The sequence below is a fragment of the Butyrivibrio sp. XPD2006 genome, assembly GCF_000420865.1.
Lineage (GTDB): Bacteria > Bacillota > Clostridia > Lachnospirales > Lachnospiraceae > Butyrivibrio.
Genome location: NZ_ATVT01000001.1, coordinates 289,651 through 313,386, shown reverse-complemented (window position 1 = coordinate 313,386; position 23,736 = coordinate 289,651). Strand labels below are relative to the sequence as shown.

Annotated in this window: 20 protein-coding genes; 2 read left to right on the top strand and 18 right to left on the bottom strand. The window is 42.5% G+C overall.

What is annotated here, in order from left to right:
• Positions 1–41: 41 nt before the first annotated feature.
• From recG to G590_RS0101420, 3 genes are all read right to left on the bottom strand, one after another.
• Positions 42–2,111, bottom strand: a complete 2,070-nt coding sequence (recG, locus tag G590_RS0101430; protein ID WP_022763887.1) for an ATP-dependent DNA helicase RecG — start codon at positions 2,109–2,111, stop codon at positions 42–44.
• Positions 2,112–2,174: 63 nt separating this feature from the next.
• Entirely contained in the window at positions 2,175–3,953 is a 1,779-nt protein-coding gene (locus tag G590_RS0101425) for a DAK2 domain-containing protein (RefSeq protein WP_022763886.1), read from the bottom strand.
• 29 nt (positions 3,954–3,982) lie between these two features.
• The gene (locus G590_RS0101420; RefSeq protein ID WP_022763885.1) at positions 3,983–4,345 is read right to left on the bottom strand and encodes an Asp23/Gls24 family envelope stress response protein; all 363 of its coding nucleotides are present in this window, start codon (positions 4,343–4,345) and stop codon (positions 3,983–3,985) included.
• Between the two features lie 196 nt (positions 4,346–4,541).
• On the opposite strand from G590_RS0101420, the gene rpmB reads away from it, so the two are divergent.
• Entirely contained in the window at positions 4,542–4,727 is a 186-nt protein-coding gene (gene rpmB, locus G590_RS0101415) for a 50S ribosomal protein L28 (RefSeq protein WP_022763884.1), read from the top strand.
• Positions 4,728–4,810: 83 nt separating this feature from the next.
• Here the strand turns inward: rpmB and G590_RS0101410 are convergent, their stop codons facing one another.
• From G590_RS0101410 to G590_RS0101400, 3 genes are read right to left on the bottom strand one after another with little or no spacing between them, the layout of a single operon-like run.
• On the bottom strand, positions 4,811–5,227 hold the full coding sequence (locus G590_RS0101410; protein WP_022763883.1) for a hypothetical protein: 417 nt from the start codon (positions 5,225–5,227) through the stop codon (positions 4,811–4,813).
• Entirely contained in the window at positions 5,224–5,988 is a 765-nt protein-coding gene (locus G590_RS0101405) for a hypothetical protein (RefSeq protein ID WP_022763882.1), read from the bottom strand. The genes G590_RS0101410 and G590_RS0101405 overlap by 4 nt, the downstream gene beginning before the upstream one ends.
• Positions 5,989–6,005: 17 nt before the next feature.
• Positions 6,006–6,890, bottom strand: a complete 885-nt coding sequence (locus G590_RS0101400) for a hypothetical protein (RefSeq protein ID WP_022763881.1) — start codon at positions 6,888–6,890, stop codon at positions 6,006–6,008.
• A 144-nt stretch (positions 6,891–7,034) separates the two neighbouring features.
• On the opposite strand from G590_RS0101400, the gene G590_RS0101395 reads away from it, so the two are divergent.
• The gene (locus G590_RS0101395; protein WP_022763880.1) at positions 7,035–11,288 is read left to right on the top strand and encodes a 2-hydroxyacyl-CoA dehydratase; all 4,254 of its coding nucleotides are present in this window, start codon (positions 7,035–7,037) and stop codon (positions 11,286–11,288) included.
• Positions 11,289–11,344: 56 nt separating this feature from the next.
• Here G590_RS0101395 and G590_RS0101390 read toward each other — a convergent pair whose 3' ends face one another.
• The 12 genes from G590_RS0101390 to G590_RS0101335 all read right to left on the bottom strand — a co-directional run bounded on the left by G590_RS0101390 (position 11,345) and on the right by G590_RS0101335 (position 23,725).
• Complete coding sequence (locus G590_RS0101390; RefSeq protein ID WP_022763879.1) at positions 11,345–11,827, bottom strand: hypothetical protein; 483 nt, start codon at positions 11,825–11,827, stop codon at positions 11,345–11,347.
• 64 nt (positions 11,828–11,891) lie between these two features.
• Positions 11,892–12,728, bottom strand: a complete 837-nt coding sequence (locus G590_RS0101385; protein ID WP_022763878.1) for a polysaccharide deacetylase family protein — start codon at positions 12,726–12,728, stop codon at positions 11,892–11,894.
• Positions 12,729–12,740: 12 nt separating this feature from the next.
• Entirely contained in the window at positions 12,741–13,712 is a 972-nt protein-coding gene (gene metA / locus G590_RS0101380; RefSeq protein ID WP_022763877.1) for a homoserine O-acetyltransferase MetA, read from the bottom strand.
• Between the two features lie 54 nt (positions 13,713–13,766).
• Positions 13,767–15,788, bottom strand: coding sequence for an NAD-dependent DNA ligase LigA (gene ligA, locus G590_RS0101375; protein ID WP_022763876.1), 2,022 nt, complete (start codon positions 15,786–15,788; stop codon positions 13,767–13,769).
• On the bottom strand, positions 15,757–16,503 hold the full coding sequence (locus G590_RS18020; protein ID WP_022763875.1) for a pseudouridine synthase: 747 nt from the start codon (positions 16,501–16,503) through the stop codon (positions 15,757–15,759). Before G590_RS18020 ends, ligA begins: the two co-directional genes overlap by 32 nt.
• A gap of 64 nt (positions 16,504–16,567) precedes the next feature.
• Positions 16,568–17,437, bottom strand: a complete 870-nt coding sequence (locus G590_RS0101365) for an adaptor protein MecA (protein ID WP_022763874.1) — start codon at positions 17,435–17,437, stop codon at positions 16,568–16,570.
• A 72-nt stretch (positions 17,438–17,509) separates the two neighbouring features.
• Complete coding sequence (hypE, locus tag G590_RS0101360; RefSeq protein WP_022763873.1) at positions 17,510–18,520, bottom strand: hydrogenase expression/formation protein HypE; 1,011 nt, start codon at positions 18,518–18,520, stop codon at positions 17,510–17,512.
• Position 18,521: 1 nt separating this feature from the next.
• Complete coding sequence (gene hypD / locus G590_RS0101355; protein ID WP_022763872.1) at positions 18,522–19,571, bottom strand: hydrogenase formation protein HypD; 1,050 nt, start codon at positions 19,569–19,571, stop codon at positions 18,522–18,524.
• Positions 19,561–19,785, bottom strand: coding sequence for a HypC/HybG/HupF family hydrogenase formation chaperone (locus G590_RS0101350; protein WP_022763871.1), 225 nt, complete (start codon positions 19,783–19,785; stop codon positions 19,561–19,563). The genes hypD and G590_RS0101350 overlap by 11 nt, the downstream gene beginning before the upstream one ends.
• Positions 19,776–22,106: a carbamoyltransferase HypF gene (gene hypF, locus G590_RS0101345; protein WP_022763870.1), complete on the bottom strand. Its 2,331-nt coding sequence runs from the start codon at positions 22,104–22,106 to the stop codon at positions 19,776–19,778. Before hypF ends, G590_RS0101350 begins: the two co-directional genes overlap by 10 nt.
• Positions 22,103–22,603, bottom strand: coding sequence for a 4Fe-4S binding protein (locus G590_RS0101340; protein WP_022763869.1), 501 nt, complete (start codon positions 22,601–22,603; stop codon positions 22,103–22,105). The genes hypF and G590_RS0101340 overlap by 4 nt, the downstream gene beginning before the upstream one ends.
• A gap of 42 nt (positions 22,604–22,645) precedes the next feature.
• Complete coding sequence (locus G590_RS0101335) at positions 22,646–23,725, bottom strand: hydrogenase large subunit (RefSeq protein ID WP_022763868.1); 1,080 nt, start codon at positions 23,723–23,725, stop codon at positions 22,646–22,648.
• Positions 23,726–23,736: the final 11 nt, after the last annotated feature.

Below are 23,736 nucleotides of genomic sequence, written 5' to 3'. Positions count from 1 at the left end.
TCCTCCTATTTTCTACCTTATTTACTAAAAATATCTTACTTTTATAAAGTGGTAAAGTCAACAAAATTTGCAGATTTTGTGCTTACCAGCTCCTTAAGTACATTATGTTGTGGAAGAAGCAAATCAGGATCTGTAGACAAAATTCTGTCAGCATCCATAGCAGATTCCCGTACAAGATCACTGTCATGATAAATATCGCCGACTTTAAAGCAAAGCTCACCTGACTGTCTCACACCGAAAAGATCTCCCGGACCTCTTTGTTTGAGGTCTACTTCTGCGATAACAAATCCGTCATTCGATCTGTTCATGATATCAAGCCTCTTTGCAGCATCTTCATCGTCTGAAGAATTGATAAAGATACAGTATGACTGTTTCTCGCCTCTTCCAACTCTGCCTCGTAGCTGATGAAGCTGTGAAAGTCCGAATCTCTCTGAGTTTTCAATCATCATAACGGTGGCATTCGGAACATTGATACCTACCTCAATTACAGTTGTAGACACCAAAACATCGATATCTTTTCTCGCAAAAGCCTCCATTATGGCATCTTTCTGAGCAGGCTTCATCTTGCCATGCAACATTTCAATATTAACGGATTCCGGCAGAGTTGCTCGCAGCATCTGAGTGTAGCTTACTACATTCTCAACACCGTCAAGCTCTCCCTCCTCGATCATCGGGCATATAACATAGACCTGGCTGCCTGAAGCAACCTGATCTGCAATAAATTTATATGCTGTAGGTCTGTATCCCGTGCCAACGACACAATTCTTGATTGGTTTTCTTCCTCCCGGAAGTTCGTCAACTATTGAGATACTAAGGTCTCCGTATAGTATGATTGCAAGTGTTCTCGGAATGGGCGTTGCACTCATTGCAAGCACATGAGTCCCCTCACCTTTCCCGGCAAACGTTCCGCGCTGTCTGACACCGAATCGATGCTGTTCGTCAGTGATAACAAGTGCAAGATTCTTGTAGATTACCTTATCCTGTATCAGAGCATTTGTGCCTATGATACAGTTAACTTCACCCTCTGAAATCTGCCTTTGTACTTCTTTCTTATCCTTGGCAGATAAAGCTCCTGTCAAAAGAGCTACCTTCAGGCATTTAATGTCATATTTCTTTATAAGGCTTTTAAAGCTCTCAAAGTGCTGTGCAGCCAAAACCTCAGTAGGCGCCATAAGCGCACCCTGATATCCGTTTGCTGCAGCTGTTATGAGCGAAAGAAGTGCCAAAACAGTCTTACCCGAACCAACATCTCCCTGAATAAGACGGTTCATAACATGGTCGCTCTCAAGATCTCTTTTGATATCTTCCCATGCCCTGAGCTGTGCTCCGGTAAGTCTGTAAGGAAGCTGTTCAAGAAGCCTTGTGGTATCAGCCACTTCTATCATGGGATAATTGTTTTTTATTTCCTCTGAATTCTGCTTAAGAAGTCTGAGTTTTAAAACAAATACAAGAAATTCGTTATACGCAAGTCTCCTTCTCGCATTTTCAAGCTCATCCGCATTTTTAGGAAAATGAATCTTCCTGAGTGCTTCAAGATATCCAATAAGATGAAGCCTTTCAAGAATTTCATAAGGCATAAACTCCTCAAGTCCGCCCGCACTTATAAAGGCCTTATCCACAGCCTTCATAACAGTATTATTGGACAACCCCTTAGTAAGGGGGTATCTTGGCTGAAGGCTCCCAATGAGAGGCGCATACTCTTCCACCTTGTACATTTTGGGGTGATCCATTGAAAAGAAATTTCCCTTACGCCTTACTACTCCTCTGAAAATATATGTACTTCCCGATTTAATGGAATTCACAAGATAAGGCGCATTAAAGAAAGTCATCTTTACACGACCCGTTTCATCAGCTGCTTCAAAAGCAACTATAGACAGGTTCCTTACATGACGCCTTGTTACAGATCCGATTATTGTTAGCTTACAAGCGCATATAATATTTTCTTTAAGGTCGCAGGCCCTTCTGGGTTCCTCAAACAGATCATATCCTCTGGGGAAATAATAGAGAAGATCTCCCAGTGTATTGACGCCGATCTTATTAAAGAGCTTACCGGTCTTTTCGCCTATTCCCTTAAGTTCAATTACGCTTTCCTGTAATTCTCTTTTCCCCAAAGCATTACCCCCGTATCTTATGGACAAAAAAAGCCGGACTAAAACAGCCCGGCTTTAAAAGCTTTATTCAGCAGAGACAACGTAGTAGTAAATTGGCTGACCGCCAAACTGAAGCTCAACATCACACTGAGGATACTGTGCTGAAATTCTGTCTCTGAGAGCTTCTGCATCCTTCTCGTCTACTTCGTCTCCGTAATATACACTGATAAGCTCAAGCTCATCACTCATCATCTTCTCAAGCATACCAAAGGTTACATCCGCAATATCGGAGCCGACATCAAGGATTCCCTTGTCTCCGATTCCCATGTAGTCACCCTGCTTGATGGTAACATCATCGATTACCGTATCTCTTACCGCATAAGTAACTTCACCGGTCTTGACGGTAGAAAGTGACTCTGTCATTGCAGCAATATTGTCATCAATTGCAACGTCCGGTACAAAGTTGATGATAGCTGTTATTCCCTGAGGTACTGTCTTGGAAGGAACGACTACAATCTTCTTGCCATCATCGGAATCCTCTGACATAATGGCCGCCTGATTGGCTGCAAGGATAATGTTCTTATTGTTTGGAAGAACAACTACAGTATCTGCATTTACCTTGGCAACTGCATCAAGAATATCTGCAGTACTGGGGTTCATTGTCTGTCCGCCCTCAATTACATAATCGACGCCGAGTCCTCTAAATATCTCAGCAAGTCCTGAGCCTGCACAAACAGTTACAAATCCTACATCCTTACGAGGTCCGAGATCTTCCTCGGGCTCTGAAGACATATCCACCTTGTCGCCAAGAGGAATATCATCACCGGCACTGTAAGTAGGTGTGAGCTCTGCAGCTCCGTTTATCTCAGTCTGGATCTCTGACCATGATCCGTCCGAGTTCTCATGGAAGAGCTTCTCTCTATGCTCCATCCACATGTTGTCAATCTTCATATTGGAGAGCTGACCGTACATAAGAGCTCTCTGGATAGCAAGTCCCGGATCATTACTGTGAACATGGACTTTGCAGATCTCATCGTCGGCAACCATTACTATGCTGTCTCCGATTGACTCAAGAAATCCCTTGAAATCTATTTCCTGTTTAACATTAAGAGGCTTATTGAGAAGAACGATAAACTCTGTACAATAGCCAAACTTGATGTCTTCCTGCTTGGTCTCTGCACCGGGAACCGCTTTGGCGCCAGGTGTACCTGCATCCTCACTGATTGAAAGATCTATCTCCTTGCCAAGGAATCCGTCACGTGCACCCTTGAGTACCTGAACAAGACCCTGTCCGCCGGAATCAACAACGCCTGCCTGTTTAAGAACAGGAAGCATATCGGGAGTTTTGGAAAGAACCTCCTCCGCATAATCAATTACTTCATTGCAGAAGGTCTCGATATCATCGCATCCCTCCATTGCCAGCTCATGAGCTTTCTCACTTGCACCCTTGGCAACGGTAAGGATTGTACCTTCCTTGGGCTTCATAACAGCCTTGTATGCAGTCTCAACAGCCTTATCAAAAGACTCTGAAAGAACATTGACCGTAATAACATCATGCTGTTTAACAACCTTGGTGAAACCACGAAGAAGCTGTGATAAGATAACACCCGAGTTACCTCTTGCTCCTCTCAGTGACCCTGATGAAATAGCCTTGCAGATAGCTTCAAGATCTGCAGAATCACCCAGGTTCTGAACTTCCTTGGCTGCTGACATGATAGTCATTGTCATGTTTGTTCCTGTATCTCCGTCAGGTACAGGGAAAACATTCAGTTCGTTGATCCATTCCTTTTTGGCATCAAGGTTCTTGGCACCGCTAAGAAACATTTTGGCCATCATCTTAGCGTCAATAGAATTATTACTCAAAACAAATTCCTCCTGAACTTAAAATCGATTTAATCAATGACACGGACGCCTTCGACATAGATGTTTATCTTTTCGATTTCAAGCCCCGTAAATTCCTCAACTTTATATTTAACAGTATCTATAAGGTTTTCTGATACAGCAGAAATACTTACGCCGTATGAAACAATAACATGAAAATCCAGTTTAAGTTTGTTGTTCTGGTCAAGGGTAACATTGATACCTCTTGTCATGGAATCAAGCTTTAAAAGACTAACAAGACCATCCTTAACATTTACGTTAGCCATTCCTACGATTCCAAAGCACTCCATTGCAACCGCACCGGCATACTGGGCAATAACTTCATTATCAATAGAAATATTTCCCATGTGAGTGTTTACCACTGAAGCCTTCATATTTATCCTCCTTAATGCGTAACCTTCAAATTCGCATACATGTTTTATTATAACGTACTTTGAAAAAAAATAAACTATAAATTTTTCAGATTTTACTTGCAATCCTTTTTGATATTTGCTAATATATCAATGTTGCGGAAATTTCCGCATAAATTTGCTATATGAACTTTTACATGGCTTATAAGGAGGTGTCAAAATGGCTAAATGTGAAATTTGTGGCAAGGGCGTTCATTTCGGAAACAACGTAAGCCATTCTCATAGAAGATCTAACAGAGTTTGGAAGTCAAACGTTCAGCACGTAGCAGTTAAAATCAATGGAGCTACACAGAGAATGAATGTATGTTCAAGTTGCCTTAGATCAAACAAAGTTGAAAGAGCTTAATTTCAAAAACAAAAATCACTCGGAGTAATCCGGGTGATTTTTTTATGCTCTTCTTTTCTTTTATTATTTTTATTATTGAGAAATCATATCGAGAATCCAAACAGAGCAAGCTTTGATATTATAAGCTCGCTGATGATCATACCCATTCTCTCTTTTTCCGAAGGGTCGATCTTAACCAGTTGTTCTACTGTATATATCTTTTCCTTAAAGCCCTTTTCTCTTTTTTCGGGATTCTTGTACTGACATACTCTTATCCTGGCTCTGAGTTGTTTAAATATCTTGTAATCAAATCCCTCTTTATTCAGATGATATAAATGTGACTCGATTGTCGTATCGTAATCCACTTCGTCCTTAAGATACTTGGTGATAATGGTCTTGAACTTGAAAGGAGTCATTTCATTGTCCAGTATCTCTTTGTAGTTATACCTTCCTCCGAAATAATGCCTTTCAATGTCCTGCATATAATATTTAAAATCATCTTCGTTTACTATGTTATTCATGCCTTATCGTTTTTGCCCATCTCGATATCTTCAATGTTATCTCCGCTGAACTTGATGGCTGTGCGGATCTTGTCTTCGTCCCATCCTGTCTCTTCCATCAGCTCTTCAACGGTTACTTTACGTCTGAGGTCCTCTGAAAGCTCTTTTGCCTTGTCATTGACCTCGTTAACAAGATTAAGGACCTTCTGCATTCCGGTATCTTCTGCCAGGTTCTCCTCAATGATCTTCTCCATGGCATCAAGCATAAGCTTATATAAAAAACTCTCGACTTCCGAAGGTTCTCCTACAGCATCAAGCATTGTAACCCCTTTTGTAAGCGCTACGTTGCCCTCTCCTATCAGATCTTCCAAAAACACTCCCTGCTCCGCGTACATCCTGGCTACATCAACTACCATAGGCAGATAATTTTCTATAAGCTTATCCTGTGCAGCCTTATCTCCTGCGATGGCAGCCATAGAAACTGCTTCTCTCTCTCCGTCAGAGAGCCTGTTAAGTCCTTCAAGACTCTCGAGATAATCCTGAAGATAGTTGGTCTCCTCAGTTGTAAGGTTATCGGATGTATCAATAGCTTCATCTATGCCGATATTGTGCTGTTTCAGATAATCATAAACCATCTGAAGCTGCTTCTCATCGAGATCAAGTTCAGCAAAAGCATCATCCACCTGCTCCCTGACAATGACGTTTTTATTCTCCCTTGCAAGTCTTGTTACGTACTTGAGGGTCTCCGCAAATTCTTTTTCCTTGTTATCTATGTTTCCCATATTACTCCCGTTATAAGTTATTTAATATGCTGATGTGTAAAGAGATGATCCTGACAATATTCATAGTTGCCATTGCACTTAGAACAGAATCTGAACTCAAGATTGGGATCATCGGTCTCACTTCTGCCACAAACAGCGCACTTGTGCCTTGTTATTCCCTTAGGCGCCATCTTAACATTCTGCTGGAACTCTTTTCTCCTGTGGCTCTCACTGGGCTTAAAGTGATATGCCCTACCCGTTGAAATGTAGAACAGTCCAAGGTTTATAAACTGGAAAAGAATAACAAACAGAACCGGAATGTCTCCTCCAATAATGCCGGTAAATATAGCCTCTATTGCCATATATGCCGCATAGAGTATTCCCAGATACTTGACCTTAACAGGTATTATAAACATAAGCAGAAGCTGGATTTCCGGATAGCTGATAGCAAATGACAAAAATACCATCTCCTGTACGTAATATGTACTGAAATAGCCTGAATAGTACATCATCTTACCGGCAACGGCCATCTCTCCTTCTGCTCCATAGGTTAATACAACCCATCCATAAGAGATAAACGCAGCAACTATCATAAGCAGCATTCCGCCAAAAATGAAAACATTATATCTGAAGGTGCCGACTGTTCTCTCCATTGTCGTTCCGATAAAGTAATACAGATACAAAGTAATGAGCAGCCAGATGCTAAGCGCCGTCGGAGGAATAAGAACCCAGGAAACCAGTCGCCATATCTGTCCGTGAAGGATCAGATAAGGATTTAGTGTAAGGTAATACTGGATCATAGCACCGTTAGGCATAAGCTTTATCACATAGCCTATAACATACAGGACAATGATATACAATGTAAGGTTGTTTATTGCATATCTGCCGAATTTTCTTTCCATATTGCTCAAGAATTTATTCATGTAAAAGACCTCTTCTTAAAAATTTAGACTTTTATATATTAACATATTTTATACAATTTGTTTCGTTGATTTTTACTTACCAGTGCATTATAATCATAGGGATTGTCTTCTGCAACATATAATAAGAAGAAAAAGAGGTATACTATGATTTCCAAGGATTACACATTAGGTATTGATATCGGTTCTACAACCGTTAAGATCGCTCTTTTGGACAATACAAACAATATTGTATTCTCCGATTATAAAAGGCATTTCGCCAACATTCAGGAAACTCTTGCTGACCTTTTAAAGGAGGCACAGGCCAAGTGCGGTAACATCACTCTTCATCCCGTCATCACCGGTTCAGGCGGACTTACACTTGCCAAACATTTAGAGGTTCCGTTCGTTCAGGAGGTTGTAGCTGTATCTACTTCCCTTAAGGCCATTGCACCTAAGACCGACGTTGCAATTGAGCTTGGTGGTGAGGACGCCAAGATCATTTACTTCGAGGACGGAAATGTTGAACAGAGGATGAACGGCATCTGTGCAGGCGGTACAGGATCCTTCATCGACCAGATGGCATCCCTTCTTCAGACAGACGCCACAGGACTTAATGATTACGCCAGAAACTACAATTCATTATATACAATAGCAGCCAGATGCGGCGTATTTGCCAAATCTGATATCCAGCCGCTTATCAATGAAGGTGCTACCAAGGAAGACCTTTCAGCTTCAATTTTCCAGGCTGTTGTCAACCAGACTATTTCAGGTCTTGCCTGTGGTAAACCCATAAGAGGCCATGTAGCGTTTTTGGGTGGACCTCTACACTTCCTTGATCAGCTTCGCGCTGCTTTTATCCGCACTTTAAATCTCGATGACGAACATGCCATCAACCTCGACAACTCTCATCTTTTTGCCGCTATAGGTTCAGCCATGAATGCCGAAGAGAACACCCATTACACAATGGATGAGATGGTTGGCAAGCTCTCAGGCAAGATTGTGATGGAAGCTGAAGTATCAAGGCTTGATCCCCTCTTTGAAAACGAGGAGGATTACAAGGTATTCAAGGATCGTCAGGATAAATATCGTGTCAAGACCAGAAAACTTGATGATTATAAGGGGAATGCTTTCCTCGGAATCGATGCCGGTTCAACCACCACAAAGTGTGCGCTTATCAGTGAGGATGGAGATCTTCTCTACTCTTTCTATTCAAGCAACAACGGAAGTCCTTTAAAGACTGCAATTTCCTCAATTCAGGAGATTTATAAGCTTATGCCCGAAGGCGTAAGGATTGCAAGAGCATGCTCTACAGGTTATGGCGAAGCTCTTCTTAAGTCTGCTCTTCTTCTTGATGACGGTGAAGTAGAGACTATTGCACATTACAACGCTGCTGCATTCTTTGATCCCAAGGTTGACTGCATACTTGATATCGGCGGTCAGGACATGAAATGTATCCACATCAAGAATAATTCAGTTGATTCCGTACAGCTTAACGAAGCATGTTCCTCAGGCTGCGGATCCTTTATTGAAACCTTCGCCAAATCCCTGGATTACAGCGTACAGGATTTTGCCAAGGTAGCTCTTTATGCTAAATCACCTGTAGATCTCGGAACAAGATGTACGGTATTCATGAACTCCAGAGTAAAGCAGGCTCAGAAGGAAGGCGCTGATGTAGCTGATATCTCCTCAGGTCTTGCATACTCTGTTATCAAGAATGCGCTCTTTAAGGTTATCAAGGTATCGGATGCCAAGGACCTCGGCGAGCACATCGTTGTTCAGGGTGGTACTTTCTACAATGACGCAGTTCTGCGTGCCTTCGAGATAATTTCAGGTGCAGAGGCTATAAGGCCCGATATTGCCGGAATCATGGGTGCTTTCGGAGCCGCACTTATTGCAAGAGACAGATACAGTGAGACTGAGGATTATAAGACCACTATGCTCTCTATTGATCAGATCAATGCTCTTCAGTACTCAACCAGCATGACAACATGCCAGGGATGCACCAACCACTGCAGACTTACAATCAACAAGTTTACAGGCGGACGTCAGCACATTTCCGGTAACAGGTGTGAGCGTGGTATCGGTAAGGTCAAAAATGCAGAGGGTATTCCTAACCTCTTTGACTACAAATATAAGAGAATATTTGGTTATGAACCTCTAGATGCTGACAAAGCTCCGAGAGGAACTGTAGGTATACCCAGAGTTCTTAATTTCTATGAGAATTATCCATTCTGGTTCACCTTCTTTACAAAGCTGGGCTACAGAGTTGTTCTCTCGCCAAGATCTACTCACCAGATTTATGAACTTGGTATTGAGTCAATTCCCAGTGAATCAGAGTGCTATCCTGCCAAGATATCTCACGGACATGTTGAGTGGCTCATCAGACAGAAGGTTGACTTTATCTTCTATCCCGGTCTTTTCTATGAGCGCGAAGAGGTAGAAGGTGCAACCAACCACTACAACTGCCCTATTGTTACATCATATTCGGAGAACATTAAGAATAACGTTGAAGCCATTACAGGAGGCGAGGTCAAACTCCGCAACCCATTTATGGCATTTACAAGTATTGAGACCGTAACCGATGCTCTTGTAAAAGAGTTTTCTGAGATTCCTGCAGAGCTTGTCATAAATGCTGCCAAAGACGGCTGGGAAGAGATGGCCGTAGCAAGAAGAGACATACAGATAAAGGGCGAAGAAACCCTTAAATGGATGGAAGAAAACGGCAGACATGGTATCGTTCTTGCCGGACGTCCTTACCATGTTGACCCCGAGATCAATCACGGTATTCCTGATATGATCTGTTCTTACGGAGTTGCTGTACTTACTGAGGATAGCGTATCTCACCTGGGCAAGCCAGAGAGACCTCTTATCGTATCGGACCAGTGGATGTATCACTCAAGACTCTATGCTGCAGCAAGTTTTGTAAGAGAACGTGATGATCTTGATCTTATTCAGCTCAACTCCTTCGGATGCGGACTGGATGCTGTAACAACGGATCAGGTTAACGATATTCTCTCAGGTTCTGACAAGATATACACCTGCCTTAAGATCGATGAGGTAAACAGCCTTGGCAGCGCAAGAATACGTGTACGTTCACTTCTTGCCGCTATCCGTGTAAGAAAGCAAAAGAACCAGCAGAGGACCATCAGATCCACTGCCAATAACAGAGTACTTTTCACTGAGGATATGAGAAAGAACTATACTATTCTCTGCCCTCAGATGTCACCTATACACTTTGATATCTTAGAGCCCGCTTTTGCTGCCTGCGGCTACAACTTTGTTGTTATGCAGAACGATAACAGACATGCGATCGATATGGGTCTTAAGTATGTAAACAATGATGCCTGCTACCCTTCACTTTGGGTTGTAGGACAGATTATGGATGAGCTTCACTCAGGCAAGTATGACCTTAACAGGACAGCTGTCATCATGTCTCAGACAGGTGGCGGATGCAGAGCCACCAACTATGTAGGCTTTATCAGAAGAGCTTTGAAAAAGGCCGGTATGGAGCAGATTCCTGTAGTTTCCTTAAACCTCTCCAAGCTTGAAGCAAACCCGGGCTTCCATATCAACGCCGAGATGCTTCAGAGAGCTGCTTACGGCGCTATATTCGGCGACGTATTCATGAGATGTGTATATCGCATGCGCCCTTACGAGAAGGTCAAGGGTTCAGTCAATGCATGCCATGAGAAATGGAAGAAAGTTGCTACTGACTTTGTAACTTCCAAGCATATGAGCTACTTTAAGTTCCAGAAAATCTGCCGCGACATTGTAGAGGATTTTGATAAGATTGAACTTACAGACGAGGTTAAGCCAAGAGTAGGTGTAGTCGGCGAGATCCTTGTTAAATTCGCTCCGGCTGCCAACAACCACCTTGTGGAGCTTTTAGAAGCCGAAGGCGCTGAAGCGGTTGTTCCCGATCTTATCGACTTTATGCTTTACTGCTTCTACAATCAGATCTACAAAGCCAAAGAGCTCGGTACTTCCAAGAAAGCCGCTGTTCTTATGCGCGGTGCAATCTGGCTTATCGAAAAGCTCAGAGCGGGAGCTGCAAAAGCATTCAGAGAAAGCATACACTTTGATCCGCATACAAGCATCTATGAGCTTGTTAAGTACGCAGAGCCCATAGTATCTATCGGTAATCAGACCGGTGAAGGATGGTTCTTAACCGGTGAAATGGTTGAGCTGATTCACGAGGGAGCAACCAATATAGTCTGCACACAGCCTTTTGGATGTCTTCCTAATCACGTAGTAGGTAAAGGTGTTATTAAACAGATGCGTCATCTGTATCCCGGATGTAACATCGTAGCCATAGACTATGATCCCGGAGCATCTGAAGTTAACCAGCTCAACAGAATCAAGCTAATGCTCTCAACTGCGCAGAAAAAGGTTCAGGAAGAGCAGAAAAAGGTAGTTTGATAAGCAAATAAATTAAAAAATGCCACGGCTTTTGCCGTGGCATTGTTATTACATGATTATTTAAGCTTTGATTTCAATCTCTCAATTGCATCCTCATGTCTCTGGATGGCATAGGTAGCAGATTTAATCTTCAGCTCTGTAGACATCTTCTTTTCATGGATGTCATTGCATTTCTGATAATAATCAAGAATGGATTCATCTTCTACTTCCAGGAATTTGTTGGCAATGCATCCGGGAAGAACAAATTTCTTGACCACATCAGCGAATTTTACTTCGATATATTTTCCATCCTGTTTAGTGATCACACCCTCACCAAACTTCTTGTGAGAAACCTTCATCTTCAGAGCAGATTTCTCCCCAAGAGCTTTCTCCTCTTTCTCAAGAGCAGCAAGTTCGGAGTCCAGTTCGGTCTGAGAAGCCGTGAGTTCCTCAATCTGTTTTGCATTCTCCTCAAGCATTTCCTTGGTTTTCTTAGTAGGTTTTTTCTTGAGATCTGTAGCATTTACGTTTGCGTCTTCGTTTTCAAGATTTAGAGGCATATGCGTTCTCCTTGAAGAAAAATTATCGACTTAACATATTTATTTTAACTTATTTAAATACAAATTACAACTCTGTGGTCTCTCCTCCCTTGAGCTCAATCGTCTTTTTATCAACCTCAATCCATACACTCTGAGAATTTGGATTATAGGCGAAATCCGCGTCAACAGAGACTTGTACGCGGCTTGCCGCATCCAGATAATCAACAATTTCTATGTTGGTTGCATACCATATGTCCGATTTGTTTTCTATTTTTTTAGAAAACTTTTCGATAATATTCCAATTATTATCACGCTCGAATTCATAGCTGTGTCCCCATAAATAAAACATATACAAATACTGGGTTTTATGATTATCTATGAACTGATCTGCCAGATCAAAAAGAGCCGGATCAGCGTGATGGCATGTCGGATCCCATCTTAAGAAATCCCCCGGCATTCCAAAGCCATGCGTTGAATTAACAGTTCTTCCGTATCTGATTCCACATGCCTTAAGAGCATCCACAACATTGTCATCAACAGAGCCGTTGGGATATGCAAGCCCTCTTACTGTATATCCCATGATCCTCTCAAGAGCTCTTCTATCCTCAATCACCTGAAGAATCATCTGTTCCCTGGGTGTTCTTGCTATGGTTGGATGAGTTGCTGTGTGGCACGCAACCTCATGGCCTTTATACAGATCAGTAAATTCAGCCATAGGTATTCGCTCATTATAAGCAACATCAAATGAATTGTTCTCAAGTCCCGAATTCAAGTTGAAAGTTCCTCTGATCCCATGCTCATTGAGGATTGAAACAAGCCTTCTGTCCGGTATCTTGCCGTCATCATAGCTTAGTGTAAGGACTTTGTGCTTTCCTCCCGGAAACTGAGTATATATATTTCTGAACCTCACGGATGCTGACATAAACGTCTCTCCTTATTTGTTAATCTTTTGTGTAAGACCATGCTTGGCAAGACTTCTCTTTTCCTCATCAAGAATCTGCCCCCATTTATACGGAGTATTCTGATATACATAGTAGTTAAGCCAGTTGGTATAAAGATTGTTGGCATGTCCTCTCCAGACAAGATCGGGTTTATTGTCCGGGTTATCATCCGGATAATAGTTTACCGGCGGCTGTATGGGAAGATTCTTGGATAGATCCCTTTTGTACTCAGTATCCAGTGTAAGCCTGTCATACTCTGCATGTCCCATGGCAAATATCTGACTTCCTGCTTTGTTCATGCACAGGAACACACCGGCTATAGGTGATTCAGCAAGAACTACCAGATCATCACACTCATGAATCTTGTCCGCGGGAGTCTCTGTATGCCTTGAATGAGGCATGTAAAAGACATCATCAAAGCCTCTTACAAGCGGAACCTTTCTGTTCATTACTCTGTGCTGATATATTCCGAATCTCTTTTCCGGAAGAGCAACTTTATCTATTCCGTAGTGATAATAAATTCCTGCCTGAGCTCCCCAACAGATATGGAAAGTACTGGTTACATTGACTTTGGACCACTCAAAAACCCTACAGAGCTCATCCCAGTAATCCACTTCTTCAAATGGCATCTGTTCAACCGGAGCACCGGTTATTATAAGTCCGTCGTAAGTATTCTCCTTCAGCTCATCAAAGGTATGATAAAACCTGTTCAGATGGTTAGGTGACGTATTTGTTGAGTGATGTGAACTCATCTGCATAAAAGATACATCGATCTGAAGAGGAGTATTGGACAGAGACCTTAGAAGCTGAAGCTCAGTATCTTCTTTGAGCGGCATCAGGTTCAGGATACATATCTGCAGCGAACGGATATCCTGATGCATAGCCCTGTTCTCATCTACTACGAATATATTCTCCTTTTCAAGTATATCTCTTACGGGCAGGTCATTTTTTACTTTGATTGGCATTTTGCTTATCTCCTTGTCGGTACATGTGCAGATATGTCTGCTTATGTCCGTTTTTTATTTTAGCATATCTAAGAATTCCGCTTCATCTATAACTTTAATACCAAGCTCACCGGCTTTTGTGAGCTTACTTCCCGCCGCTTCTCCCGCAAGCACAAGAGAAGTTTTTTTGGAAACACTTCCGGAAGCTTTTCCTCCGTTTTTAACAATGAGTTCCTCTGCTTCTTTCCTGCCAAGGGTAGGAAGTGTACCGGTCACAACAATTGTCATTCCGGCCAGTTTATCGGATGCATCCGCATCTTTCACAGCCTGCATATTTAGTCCCAGGTTTTTCATTTCCTCAATTATAGCCGTATTCTTGTCATCATGGAAGAAATCATACAGATCCTGTGCAGTTGTCTGTCCTATATCGGGGAGACTCATGAAGCCGTCAACTGTAACCTTTTCAAGCTCAGTCAGGTTGTCAAAATGCTTCATTATCTCTCTTGCGGTGGATTTTCCGACATTTCTGATGGCAAGGCCTGTCAGAAGCCTTACAGGATCGTTTTCCTTGGACTTTTCAATCTCTGCAAGAAGTTTATCAGTATTCTTTTCTTTGCCTATGAGGCCTTTTTCTATCAGTACATCTCTGTGATCTCTGAGATGGTAAATGTCAGCGTAACTCTTAAGATATCCTTCGCTTACAAGCGCATCTATAAGTGTATCTCCAAGGCCCATGATATTCATGGCATCTCTTGAGACAAAATATGCTATTGTCCTTGTTACCTGAGCGGGACAGTTCGGATTGATGCATCTTATATCCGCTGTATCTTCCTCTCTTACAAGATGACTTCCGCATACAGGACATGTTTTCGGTGCTTCGAATACTACCGGCGGCTCTTTTACACATCCATTGAGTTTGGGTATTATCTCTCCGCTCTTAAATAGCTTGTAATGGCCCCCTATTCCAATCTTCATATCTGTAATATAGTCCTGGTTGTGAAGAGTTGCCCTTGAAACACTGGTTCCGCAGAGTCTTGCTGGCTTTCCTGTCTCTGCATCATGGAAGCTTCCGGTAAATGTAAGTTTTCCTGTTCGTCCCACGTCAACGAGTATCTCATCCATTTCGATCACACGCTCTTCGGGCGGATACTTATAGGCAATATGTCCGCTTGAATACTTGCTTCCTGCAGGGAAATCATCTCTCCAGGCCGTATTGTCAACCTTAACGACAGCTCCGTCCAGGTCAAAATCAAGGTCATTTCTCATCTCCCCGATTGCATTAATTGCCTCTATGACCTGCTCCGCATTCTCACATGCCTTGTGATAAACGCATCTTACTCCCGCCTTTTCCAGGATTTCCATTCCTTTGACATGAGATGCCTTTATTTCATCAGGACCGTCCTGAACATTGAAAACAAACATCTTAAGGCCACGTTTCCTTGTAATGGTTGGGTCAAGCTGTCTCAGCGTTCCGGCTGCCAGATTTCTCGGATTCGCAGCAAGCTTTTTCCCGGCCTTTTCCTGTTCCTCATTAAAAGCCTCAAAATCATCGTGAGACATGTAAACCTCGCCCCTGAGTTCAAGATACTCATAAGGAAGGTCAAGTATCTTTTGTACATCGGGAATTACCAGCGCATTGGCTGTTACATCCTCTCCTATAAGTCCGTCTCCTCTTGTCTCTGCCAAAGTAAGATGAAGCTTGCCATCAGCCTCATCTCTGCTATATCTCAGAGACATACTGAGTCCGTCAATCTTCTGTTCAACCGAAAAAAGAGCTCCGGGATGCCTTCCGTGCACCTTATTTACAAAAGCTGTCACGTCATCGGTATTAAAAACATCTTCAATTGAAAGCATAGGAACATTGTGAGTGATCTTGACGCCGGCTTCTCTCTTGGCTGTTCCACCGACAATCTGACTGGGAGAATCTTTGGTGATCAGCTCAGGATTCTCCCTTTCCATAGCTTTAAGCTTCTGCATAAGCTGATCATATTCATAATCCGATATCTCAGGAGTATCCTGATTATAGTAAAGGTCCATATGATACTTTATTGTTTTTGAAAGCTCTTCATATTCCCTTTTTATCTCTTCTGTTGCCATTTTTCTCCCCCAATTTCGTATCTCTGTATAGTGTAGCTATTTCTTCCGCTGTGAGGCGTTCATACTCTCCTGCTTTAATCTTGTGGTTTTTGAGTTCCACACACATGACTCTTGTTCTCTTGAGGCTTACCACCTCAAAGCCAAGTTCATGACACATGCGCCTGATCTGCCTGTTGAGCCCCTGTGTAAGTATAATGTCAAAAGACCTTTTTCCTGTCCTTGTAACTTTGCATGGCCTTGTAGTTCTGTCGAGTTCTCTTAAATATACCCCAAGAGACATGTGTTTCAGAAAGTCGCCGTTTATATCCTTATCAACAGTGACTTCATATTCCTTCTCATGTTTATTGGAACCCTTCATCATAGCCTGAATGAGGTCGCCGTCATCGGTCATTATAAGAAGTCCTTCTGAATCACGATCGAGCCTTCCGGCGTAGGTCACTCTTTCAGAAAAGCCAAGATCATCAATGACAGTCTTTTTGGCGTGTGCATCTCTTGTGGTACATACTACGCCCACAGGCTTGTAATATACAAGATAATTATGCTCACTCTTTGCTTTAATCTCCCGGCCATCAAGAAATACACTGTCAGAGTCTGACACATCCTGTCCGGGTGAAGGGGCAGACCCGTTTACTGTAATTCTTCCGTCAGCTATTAACTTGTCAGCTTCTCTTCTGGAGCAAACTCCGCAGGAAGAAATATACTTGTTGAGTCTCATAGTCCCTCGTCATTAATCAATAAAAAGAACGGCAATTTTCATTGCCGTTCCTCTATAATCTCCGTCACATATCAAGTGATGCTATCTCATAGATTGCATTGCACTTAATAATGCAATCATAATTCTCTTTAATGTGTGCAATTACATGAAGGTTACTAGCTTGAAAATGTCCAAATTCATATGCCATTGTAAACAGTGATGCAAATATCTTGGCCTCTTCATCCTCTCTCATCAGGTCGAGGTAATATCTGCCGTTTACAGGATTCTTGTACAAGCTGCTGGATATCTTCAATCCCTTCGGCGCCTTCTTGCAGAACTTGATGACCGTATTCAGATCATTAAATTCAAAGATATACTCGTGGAATTTGAGCCTGCGCTCGTTCTTGTCTTCTTCAGCATGCTCTTTTTTCCTGCTTGCACCCGTTGATATCTTATCAGCTTTATTCTTAGTGTTCTCTACTGTAGCGCCTTTGTTTACAGTAAGTTTGCCCGGATTGTCCTGGGTATTGTCAGCATCGCCCATAATATCCTTAACTGAATTGGTGAGCTGTTTAAGACTCTTTAAATACTCATTAAGTCTGTTTATGCGATCTTCTGATGCACTGTCACCAATATCCTCAAGGACATTCTTGGGGATCTGAATTCCGGCCTTCTCAGTGAGATTCTTGAGTATCTCGCTGAAGGATGCGGAAGCATTCTCTGAAAGTGTAAGGGAAATTGAATGATCCGGAAGGACTGTTATCTGCATTGGCATAAATGCACCTGTAGGCTTATAATCAACCTCTTCCTCAGCCTTCTTCATGACTTCATGCAAAAAGTCCATGGCTTCCTTTTTCTTTTCAAAAAGGTCCTCAAGCTTGATTCCCTGTTCAAACATATCATCTTCAGTGATGATGCATGTAACTGTATCTTTATTTATTCTCTTAAATTCCATAATTTACCCTGATCAAAACATATCAAAAACAAATTACTGTTTAAAAAACTTATGAATTGTATAATACCACATCTAGCAAATTCTTGGAAGTCCTTCGCCGTACATTGGCCCAACCACGCGCTTTCCGCCTATTTTTGTCCTGACGAAAACTCCACGGTCTCCACCATCTATATCGGCTTTTGAAACCGATCCGATAACCTTTGCATTTTCTCCGTATCTGGATTGTTTTATAAGCAAAAGAGCTTTTTCTGCATCATCCTTATGTACAGAGAGTACCATTTTGCCCTCATTTCCCATATACATAGGATCAAGGCCCAAAATTCCGCAGAAATCCTTAACTGCTGCAGATACGGGAAGTTCTGTTTCAACAAGTTCAATACTGCACTTTGAAGCTTCGCTGAACTCATTAAGAACAGTTCCGAGGCCTCCTCTGGTTACATCTCTCATGGCATGAACACGTACTCCGCCGTCCATAAGCTTTTTTACCATCTCAGAAAGAGGCGCATTGTCAGAGAGAATATTTGATTCGATTCCCATGCGTTTACCCAGTATGGCTGCATGATGATCTCCGAGATTACCCGAAATAATGATCTTATCACCATCCATGAGCTTAAAAGGACCGGGAACATCAAGATCATCCGGGATGAATCCAACTCCCGAAGTATTGATAATAAGACCGCCTTCTCCGCCTCTGTTCTCTATAACCTTGGTATCACCCGTTACTACAACAACGCCTGCCTCTTTGGCTGTCTCAGCCATCGAAGCTATAACCCTGTCCAGAAGGTCGATATCAAGCCCCTCCTCAAGAATACATCCGCAGGTTATATATTTCGGAACAGCTCCGCTCATAAGTAGATCGTTAACAGTTCCGCATACGCAAAGCCTTCCTATATCTCCTCCGGGAAACTCAAGAGGTGTAACCACAAAGGAGTCTGTGGTAACAGCAAGCTTTCCTGCACCCGGAACCACAGCCGAGTCCTCGAGTTTAGATAAATACTCATTATTAAAATGTTTGGCAAATACCTCTGAAATAAGTTTGGAAGTCGACTCTCCGCCACTTCCGTGAGCCATAGTTATTCTCAAGTTAATGCCTCCCCGAAATATAGTAGTTATAACAGCTTCCCTCGGTTGAAACCATACATGCTCCGTGTGCATTGTCCGGAGTACAGCTCTTTCCGAATAAAGGACACTGATTCGGGCTTATCTTGCCCACAAGGACCTTTTCACATGAACATCCGGGCGGCATATGATCCTCATCAAGTCCTGCACTTCCGGCATCATATTGTTTGTACTCCTGCCTCAAAATCATTCCTGATCCTGAAATTTTGCCCATTCCGCGCCATGATGAATCAGAGCACTCAAAGTACTTATCAACGCATTTCTGAGCTGTTTCATTGCCATTTGGAGTAACTGCCTTTTTATACAGATTCTTAAATCCACCCTTGCCCTTCATCTTAACAAGAGCATAGATTGTTAAAAGAAGCTGCTCTCCTTCAAATCCCGAAACCACAAAGGGAATTCCAAGTTCTTTTGCAAGGTCTTTAAAAACTCCCTCGCCGGTCACAGCAGCCACATGTCCCGGAGCGATGAAGCCATCAATTCCGCCTGCGTTATTTACTACCCATCTGATAACCTCAGGCATCGTCTTGAGTGATGTAAGAAGCTTAAGATTATTTATATTCTCCTCTATAGCTTTCTCAATCACCATTGCGTATACAGGTGTTGTAGTCTCAAATCCAATTGCTGCAAAAACATAATTTATAGCCGGATTTTCTTTTGCCAAAGCTATTGATTCCATCGGCGAGTAAAGCATCCTTACATTTGCTCCCTCTGCCTTGGCATCGGCAAGTGACATCTTGCTTCCCTTGACCCTGATGAGATCACCGAATGTCAAAACACAGGTATTCTCGGTAAGAGAAAGCTCTACAAGTTTATCTATAACCGCAGTCACTGTGACACATACGGGACATCCGGGTCCTGAGATAAGTCTTATCTTGGGCGATAACATCGCAGGAATCCCATTTTCAGAAATCGCAGCTGTATGTGTTCCGCAGACCTCCATGATCCGCACTTCATCACCGTCATAGTTTTTCAGCTCTTCAATTACTGTCTGCAAAAAATTATCAGCCGCCAACGCTTATATCCTCAATCTCTCTGAACATCTCTTCAAGTTCATCCGCCATGGAATCATCCATGGTCTGAATGATGCAACCTGCATGAACGAGAACTCTGTCTCCGATATTCACTTTAACAAGTCCAGCCTCTGCAGTTACAATATTTCCGCTAAAGTCAACAGTGGCTTTAGTTCCTTCAAGTCCTATTACTTTTCCGGGTAATGCTACACACATAAATTTCTCCTGTCTGTGCTTTCGGTCAGCATCGCATAGTATGCCTGGCCGAGTGAAATACCTCCGTCTCCCAGCGGAACCTTTCTGTTCCAGTAAACTTCAAAGCCACAGCGCTTAAGTTCCTCTGCAGCTCTGCCAAGGATGATCCTGTTGTTAAAAACTCCGCCGGAAAGGCATACAGTATTTAATCCTGTTTCTTTTTTTAAAGCCGTAAAGGCCCTTATGATCATGTCTACCACCGCCATATGAAAGCCATATGCTATAGCATTTCTATCTGCGGCCTTAGTATTATAACACATGTATATATCTTTAAATAAGGAGACCTGATCAAAGACAAGTCCTTCATCAGTCTTTCTCATTATAAACTCAAATTTCGGATAGTCTCTAACGCCGCCCGTTATAAAGCTCTGGGCACATTTCTCGAGATTTACTGCACATTCACCCTCATAGGTGTTATAGCTGCAGACATCAAGAAGCGCAGATACTGCATCAAATAACCTTCCCATACTTGATGATCTGAAAGCCCCTGCTCCGACCTTCTGAGCAGCCATCATCATTTTGAGATCCTTATTATCCGGGAAAAGAGCTTCATCCAACATTCCTTCACCGATACATTGCCCTATGTAGCAATTCATCGTCTGAACAGCGTTCTTGGCGGCTTCATCTCCGCCTACAAGATTCACATAAGAGAGATGCCCTTTTCTTGATGGGTTGCATTCATCTATAAAGACAAACTCCCCACCCCATATAGCTGCATCTTCCCCGTAGCCGGTTCCGTCAAAAGCCGCTCCAAGTGCAGAACTTAATCCATTTTCAGCCATAACGGAATATATATGGGCAAAATGATGCTGAAGCCTTAACTGTTTTAAGTCCATCTTCGATGCCATATATGATGATGCATAAAGCGGATGCAGATCACTTACAACTACTGTAGGTTTCAGTGAAAAGAGCTTTTCGTAATGCTCCTTTACATGATTCCAAAACTCCATAATATCAATATCATTACTGAGGTCTGAAATATAATGAGTTGTCAGAACTCTGTCTTTTTTGGCATAGGATATAGTGTTCTTAAGGTCTCCTCCGACTGCAAGAACACAGTCTTTATTTTCGGCAAAAGACTCTTTTCCTTCTATAACAAACGGCAAAGGCGCATAACCTCTGGCCCTTCTGATAAACTGGGTAGATTCTCCGGAGCCGATGTTTATTGTAAATACTACAGAATCGTCCTGAGCAATATTTATTTTTCTGTCATGATAAAGAATTCCACCGATCTTATCAAGAAAAGTCTCACGGAATAATTCATCATCAAATATGATCGGATTTCCCGATCTGTTACCACTGCTGACAATAAGAGGTCCCACAGCATCGCAGAGAATCCTGTGTATTCCTGCCGATGGCAAAAAAGCGCCTATATAACTGCTTCCCTTGTCAACTTCAAACGGAAATTCTGTTTTCTTTTTTATAAGAACTATGGGCCTTTCGGAAGATTCCAAAAGTTCTTTTTCCTTTTCGCTTATATAAGCTGCCTCTGATGCAGCCTCTACAGATGAAAACATAACAGCAAAGGGTTTATTCTCTCTGCCCTTTACTTTCCTTAATAACGCAGCTGCTTCGGATGTCGGAACGCAGACAAGCTGATATCCCGATACTCCCTTAAGTCCGATGATCTTACCGGCTTTAAGATCATTAATTGCCTCTCCTACCGCGTCTTCTTTTTCAAATTCAAGCTCATAATCATTTTCATCTATCTGCACATATTTCATCTGTGGTCCACAATCATGGCATGAAATAGTCTGTGCATAATGTCTTCTGCCCTTTCCGTATTCATTAAGGCAGTTATGACACATATCAAAGTCGATCATTGTAGTCGTATCCCTGTCATAGGGAAGACTGTTTAAGATGCTGAACCTTGGGCCGCAAACTGCGCAGCTTATCAGCGGATGACGATACCTTCTGTTTCCCTTATCAAGAAGCTCGTTCATGCAATCATTGCAGATACCTATGTCCGGAAGAAATACAGGGATTTCATCATTAAGATTTATCTCAGAGCTTTCAATGATCAAAAAGCTCTCCGGAACCTCAGTATCTGAAGGTGCATCAAAGGCATTAACGGAAATAATATAAGCTCCTTGTGGCATCTCTTTTTCAAGCAAACAAATAAAAGAGGCAATATCTGCTTCCTTACCGGAAATGAGTATCTCGACAGCTGCCCCTATATTCTTAACATAGCCTTTAAAGCCGTATTCAGTTGCCTTTTCTGCAATAAAGGGGCGATAACCAACACCTTGTACCGCCCCTTTAACTGTTATGATTTTTATCATTCTTTGTTTTCTACAGGTGCTTCCTGCTTAGGTGCCTGTGCTGGAGCTGCAGGCTTTGCCGGTGCTGCTCCGCCGGCTTGTGCTGCCTGTGCTGCCTTAGCCGCAGCTGCAGCGGCTGCTTTTTCCTTGGCTGCCTTCATGAGTGCTTCCTGAGCAGCAATAGCTTTCTCAGACATCTTGAAGGTCTTGGTAACTTTCTCTGAACCGGGCTCCTGGAATCTGAGTCCCATAGAAAGTGACTTCTTAGGACAGTTATCAACACAGCATCTGCACTGAATGCAGCTCATAGGTCTGATTGACCAAGTCTTCTCAGCCTTATCCACGGTTATTGCATGGGTTGGGCATTTAATTGAACATAATCCGCAAAGGATGCAGAGATCCATATCATTCTCAACATGTCCTCTTGTTCCCTCGGGATACTCTTTTTCAGCCTTTCTTGTCTTGGGCTTTGAAAAGAGATTATGTAATACTGTTTTATTAAAGCTTACAATTGCCATTGTGGTCTCCTTTAAGTGAAAAACATCTCTTTTAACAAATGATTATCTCTCTGTACAGCTGATACATGGATCAATTGTAAGAACAAGAATAGGCACATCAGCAAGGTCGCATCCCTTAAGTGTCTCAACAAGTCCTGAAAGATTTGCAAAAGTGGGGGTGCGGACTCTCATTCTGTCTATGAACTTAGTACCGTTAGCCTTAACGTAATAGATAGCTTCTCCACGAGGCTGCTCTATTCTCATTACATATTCGCCATTGGGCATTCCCTTAACAGGAACATCAATATCTCCTGCAGGCATGTGGTCAATGAGCTGACGGATAATGTCAAACGCCTGGAAAATCTCCTTGATACGGCATTCTGTACGAGCATATGAATCGCCTTCATTAGATACAATTGGTTCAAAATCAACATCACCGTAAGCGCAGTATCCTGTAGTTCTGATATCTCTTGCAATGCCGCTTGCTCTAAGGAAAGGTCCTGCGCATCCAAGTGCATCAGCCTGCTCAGCAGCAAGGATTCCAACTCCGCGAAGTCTTGTCTGAACTGCCATATCGTTAAGGAAAGGCTTGGCAATAACCTTAAGATCTTCTTCCATCTTGTTGATTCTCTGGTAGAAGTCCTTCAGCATCTCATCGGATACATCTCTTCTGATTCCGCCAACCTTCATTACTGAGAAGATTACACGTCCGCCTGTTGAAGCTTCAAACATATCAAGAGCTTCTTCTCTGAGTCTCCAGCATTCCATGTAGAGTGACTCAAATCCAAAAGCATCGGCAAGAAGTCCAAGCCAAAGCAGATGTGAATGAACTCTTGAAAGCTCAGACCAGATTGTACGGAGATATTTAGCTCTTGAAGGCACATCAATATCCATAATGTGCTCTACAGCTTCACTGTATCCAAGTCCGTGTCCAAGTGAGCAGATACCGCAGATACGCTCAGCAACATAGACCATCTCATTAAAATCTTTTTTATCAACCAGCTTTTCAAGACCTCTGTGGATGAATCCGATTGAAGGGATAGCTTCAACAACTTTCTCATCCTCCATTACAAGGTCAAGATGAATGGGTTCCGGAAGAACCGGATGCTGGGGTCCAAATGGAATTACACTTCTAGTAGACATTTTGGTTCCTC

Bases quoted from the DNA above. Each gene is read 5' to 3' on its own strand.
- G590_RS0101385 (WP_022763878.1), bottom strand. From the start codon at position 12,728: ATGTCAGCATCCGTGAGGTTCAGAAATATATATACTCAGTTTCCGGGA.
- G590_RS0101340 (WP_022763869.1), bottom strand. From the start codon at position 22,603: ATGGCAATTGTAAGCTTTAATAAAACAGTATTACATAATCTCTTTTCA.
- G590_RS0101420 (WP_022763885.1), bottom strand. From the start codon at position 4,345: ATGAAGGCTTCAGTGGTAAACACTCACATGGGAAATATTTCTATTGAT.
- G590_RS0101335 (WP_022763868.1), bottom strand. From the start codon at position 23,725: ATGTCTACTAGAAGTGTAATTCCATTTGGACCCCAGCATCCGGTTCTT.
- G590_RS0101405 (WP_022763882.1), bottom strand. From the start codon at position 5,988: ATGGGAAACATAGATAACAAGGAAAAAGAATTTGCGGAGACCCTCAAG.
- G590_RS0101410 (WP_022763883.1), bottom strand. From the start codon at position 5,227: ATGAATAACATAGTAAACGAAGATGATTTTAAATATTATATGCAGGAC.
- G590_RS0101395 (WP_022763880.1), top strand. From the start codon at position 7,035: ATGATTTCCAAGGATTACACATTAGGTATTGATATCGGTTCTACAACC.
- G590_RS0101365 (WP_022763874.1), bottom strand. From the start codon at position 17,437: ATGGAATTTAAGAGAATAAATAAAGATACAGTTACATGCATCATCACT.
- G590_RS0101350 (WP_022763871.1), bottom strand. From the start codon at position 19,785: ATGTGTGTAGCATTACCCGGAAAAGTAATAGGACTTGAAGGAACTAAA.
- ligA (WP_022763876.1), bottom strand. From the start codon at position 15,788: ATGGCAACAGAAGAGATAAAAAGGGAATATGAAGAGCTTTCAAAAACA.
- G590_RS18020 (WP_022763875.1), bottom strand. From the start codon at position 16,503: ATGAGACTCAACAAGTATATTTCTTCCTGCGGAGTTTGCTCCAGAAGA.
- G590_RS0101400 (WP_022763881.1), bottom strand. From the start codon at position 6,890: ATGAATAAATTCTTGAGCAATATGGAAAGAAAATTCGGCAGATATGCA.
- G590_RS0101390 (WP_022763879.1), bottom strand. From the start codon at position 11,827: ATGCCTCTAAATCTTGAAAACGAAGACGCAAACGTAAATGCTACAGAT.
- metA (WP_022763877.1), bottom strand. From the start codon at position 13,712: ATGCCAATCAAAGTAAAAAATGACCTGCCCGTAAGAGATATACTTGAA.
- hypF (WP_022763870.1), bottom strand. From the start codon at position 22,106: ATGATAAAAATCATAACAGTTAAAGGGGCGGTACAAGGTGTTGGTTAT.
- rpmB (WP_022763884.1), top strand. From the start codon at position 4,542: ATGGCTAAATGTGAAATTTGTGGCAAGGGCGTTCATTTCGGAAACAAC.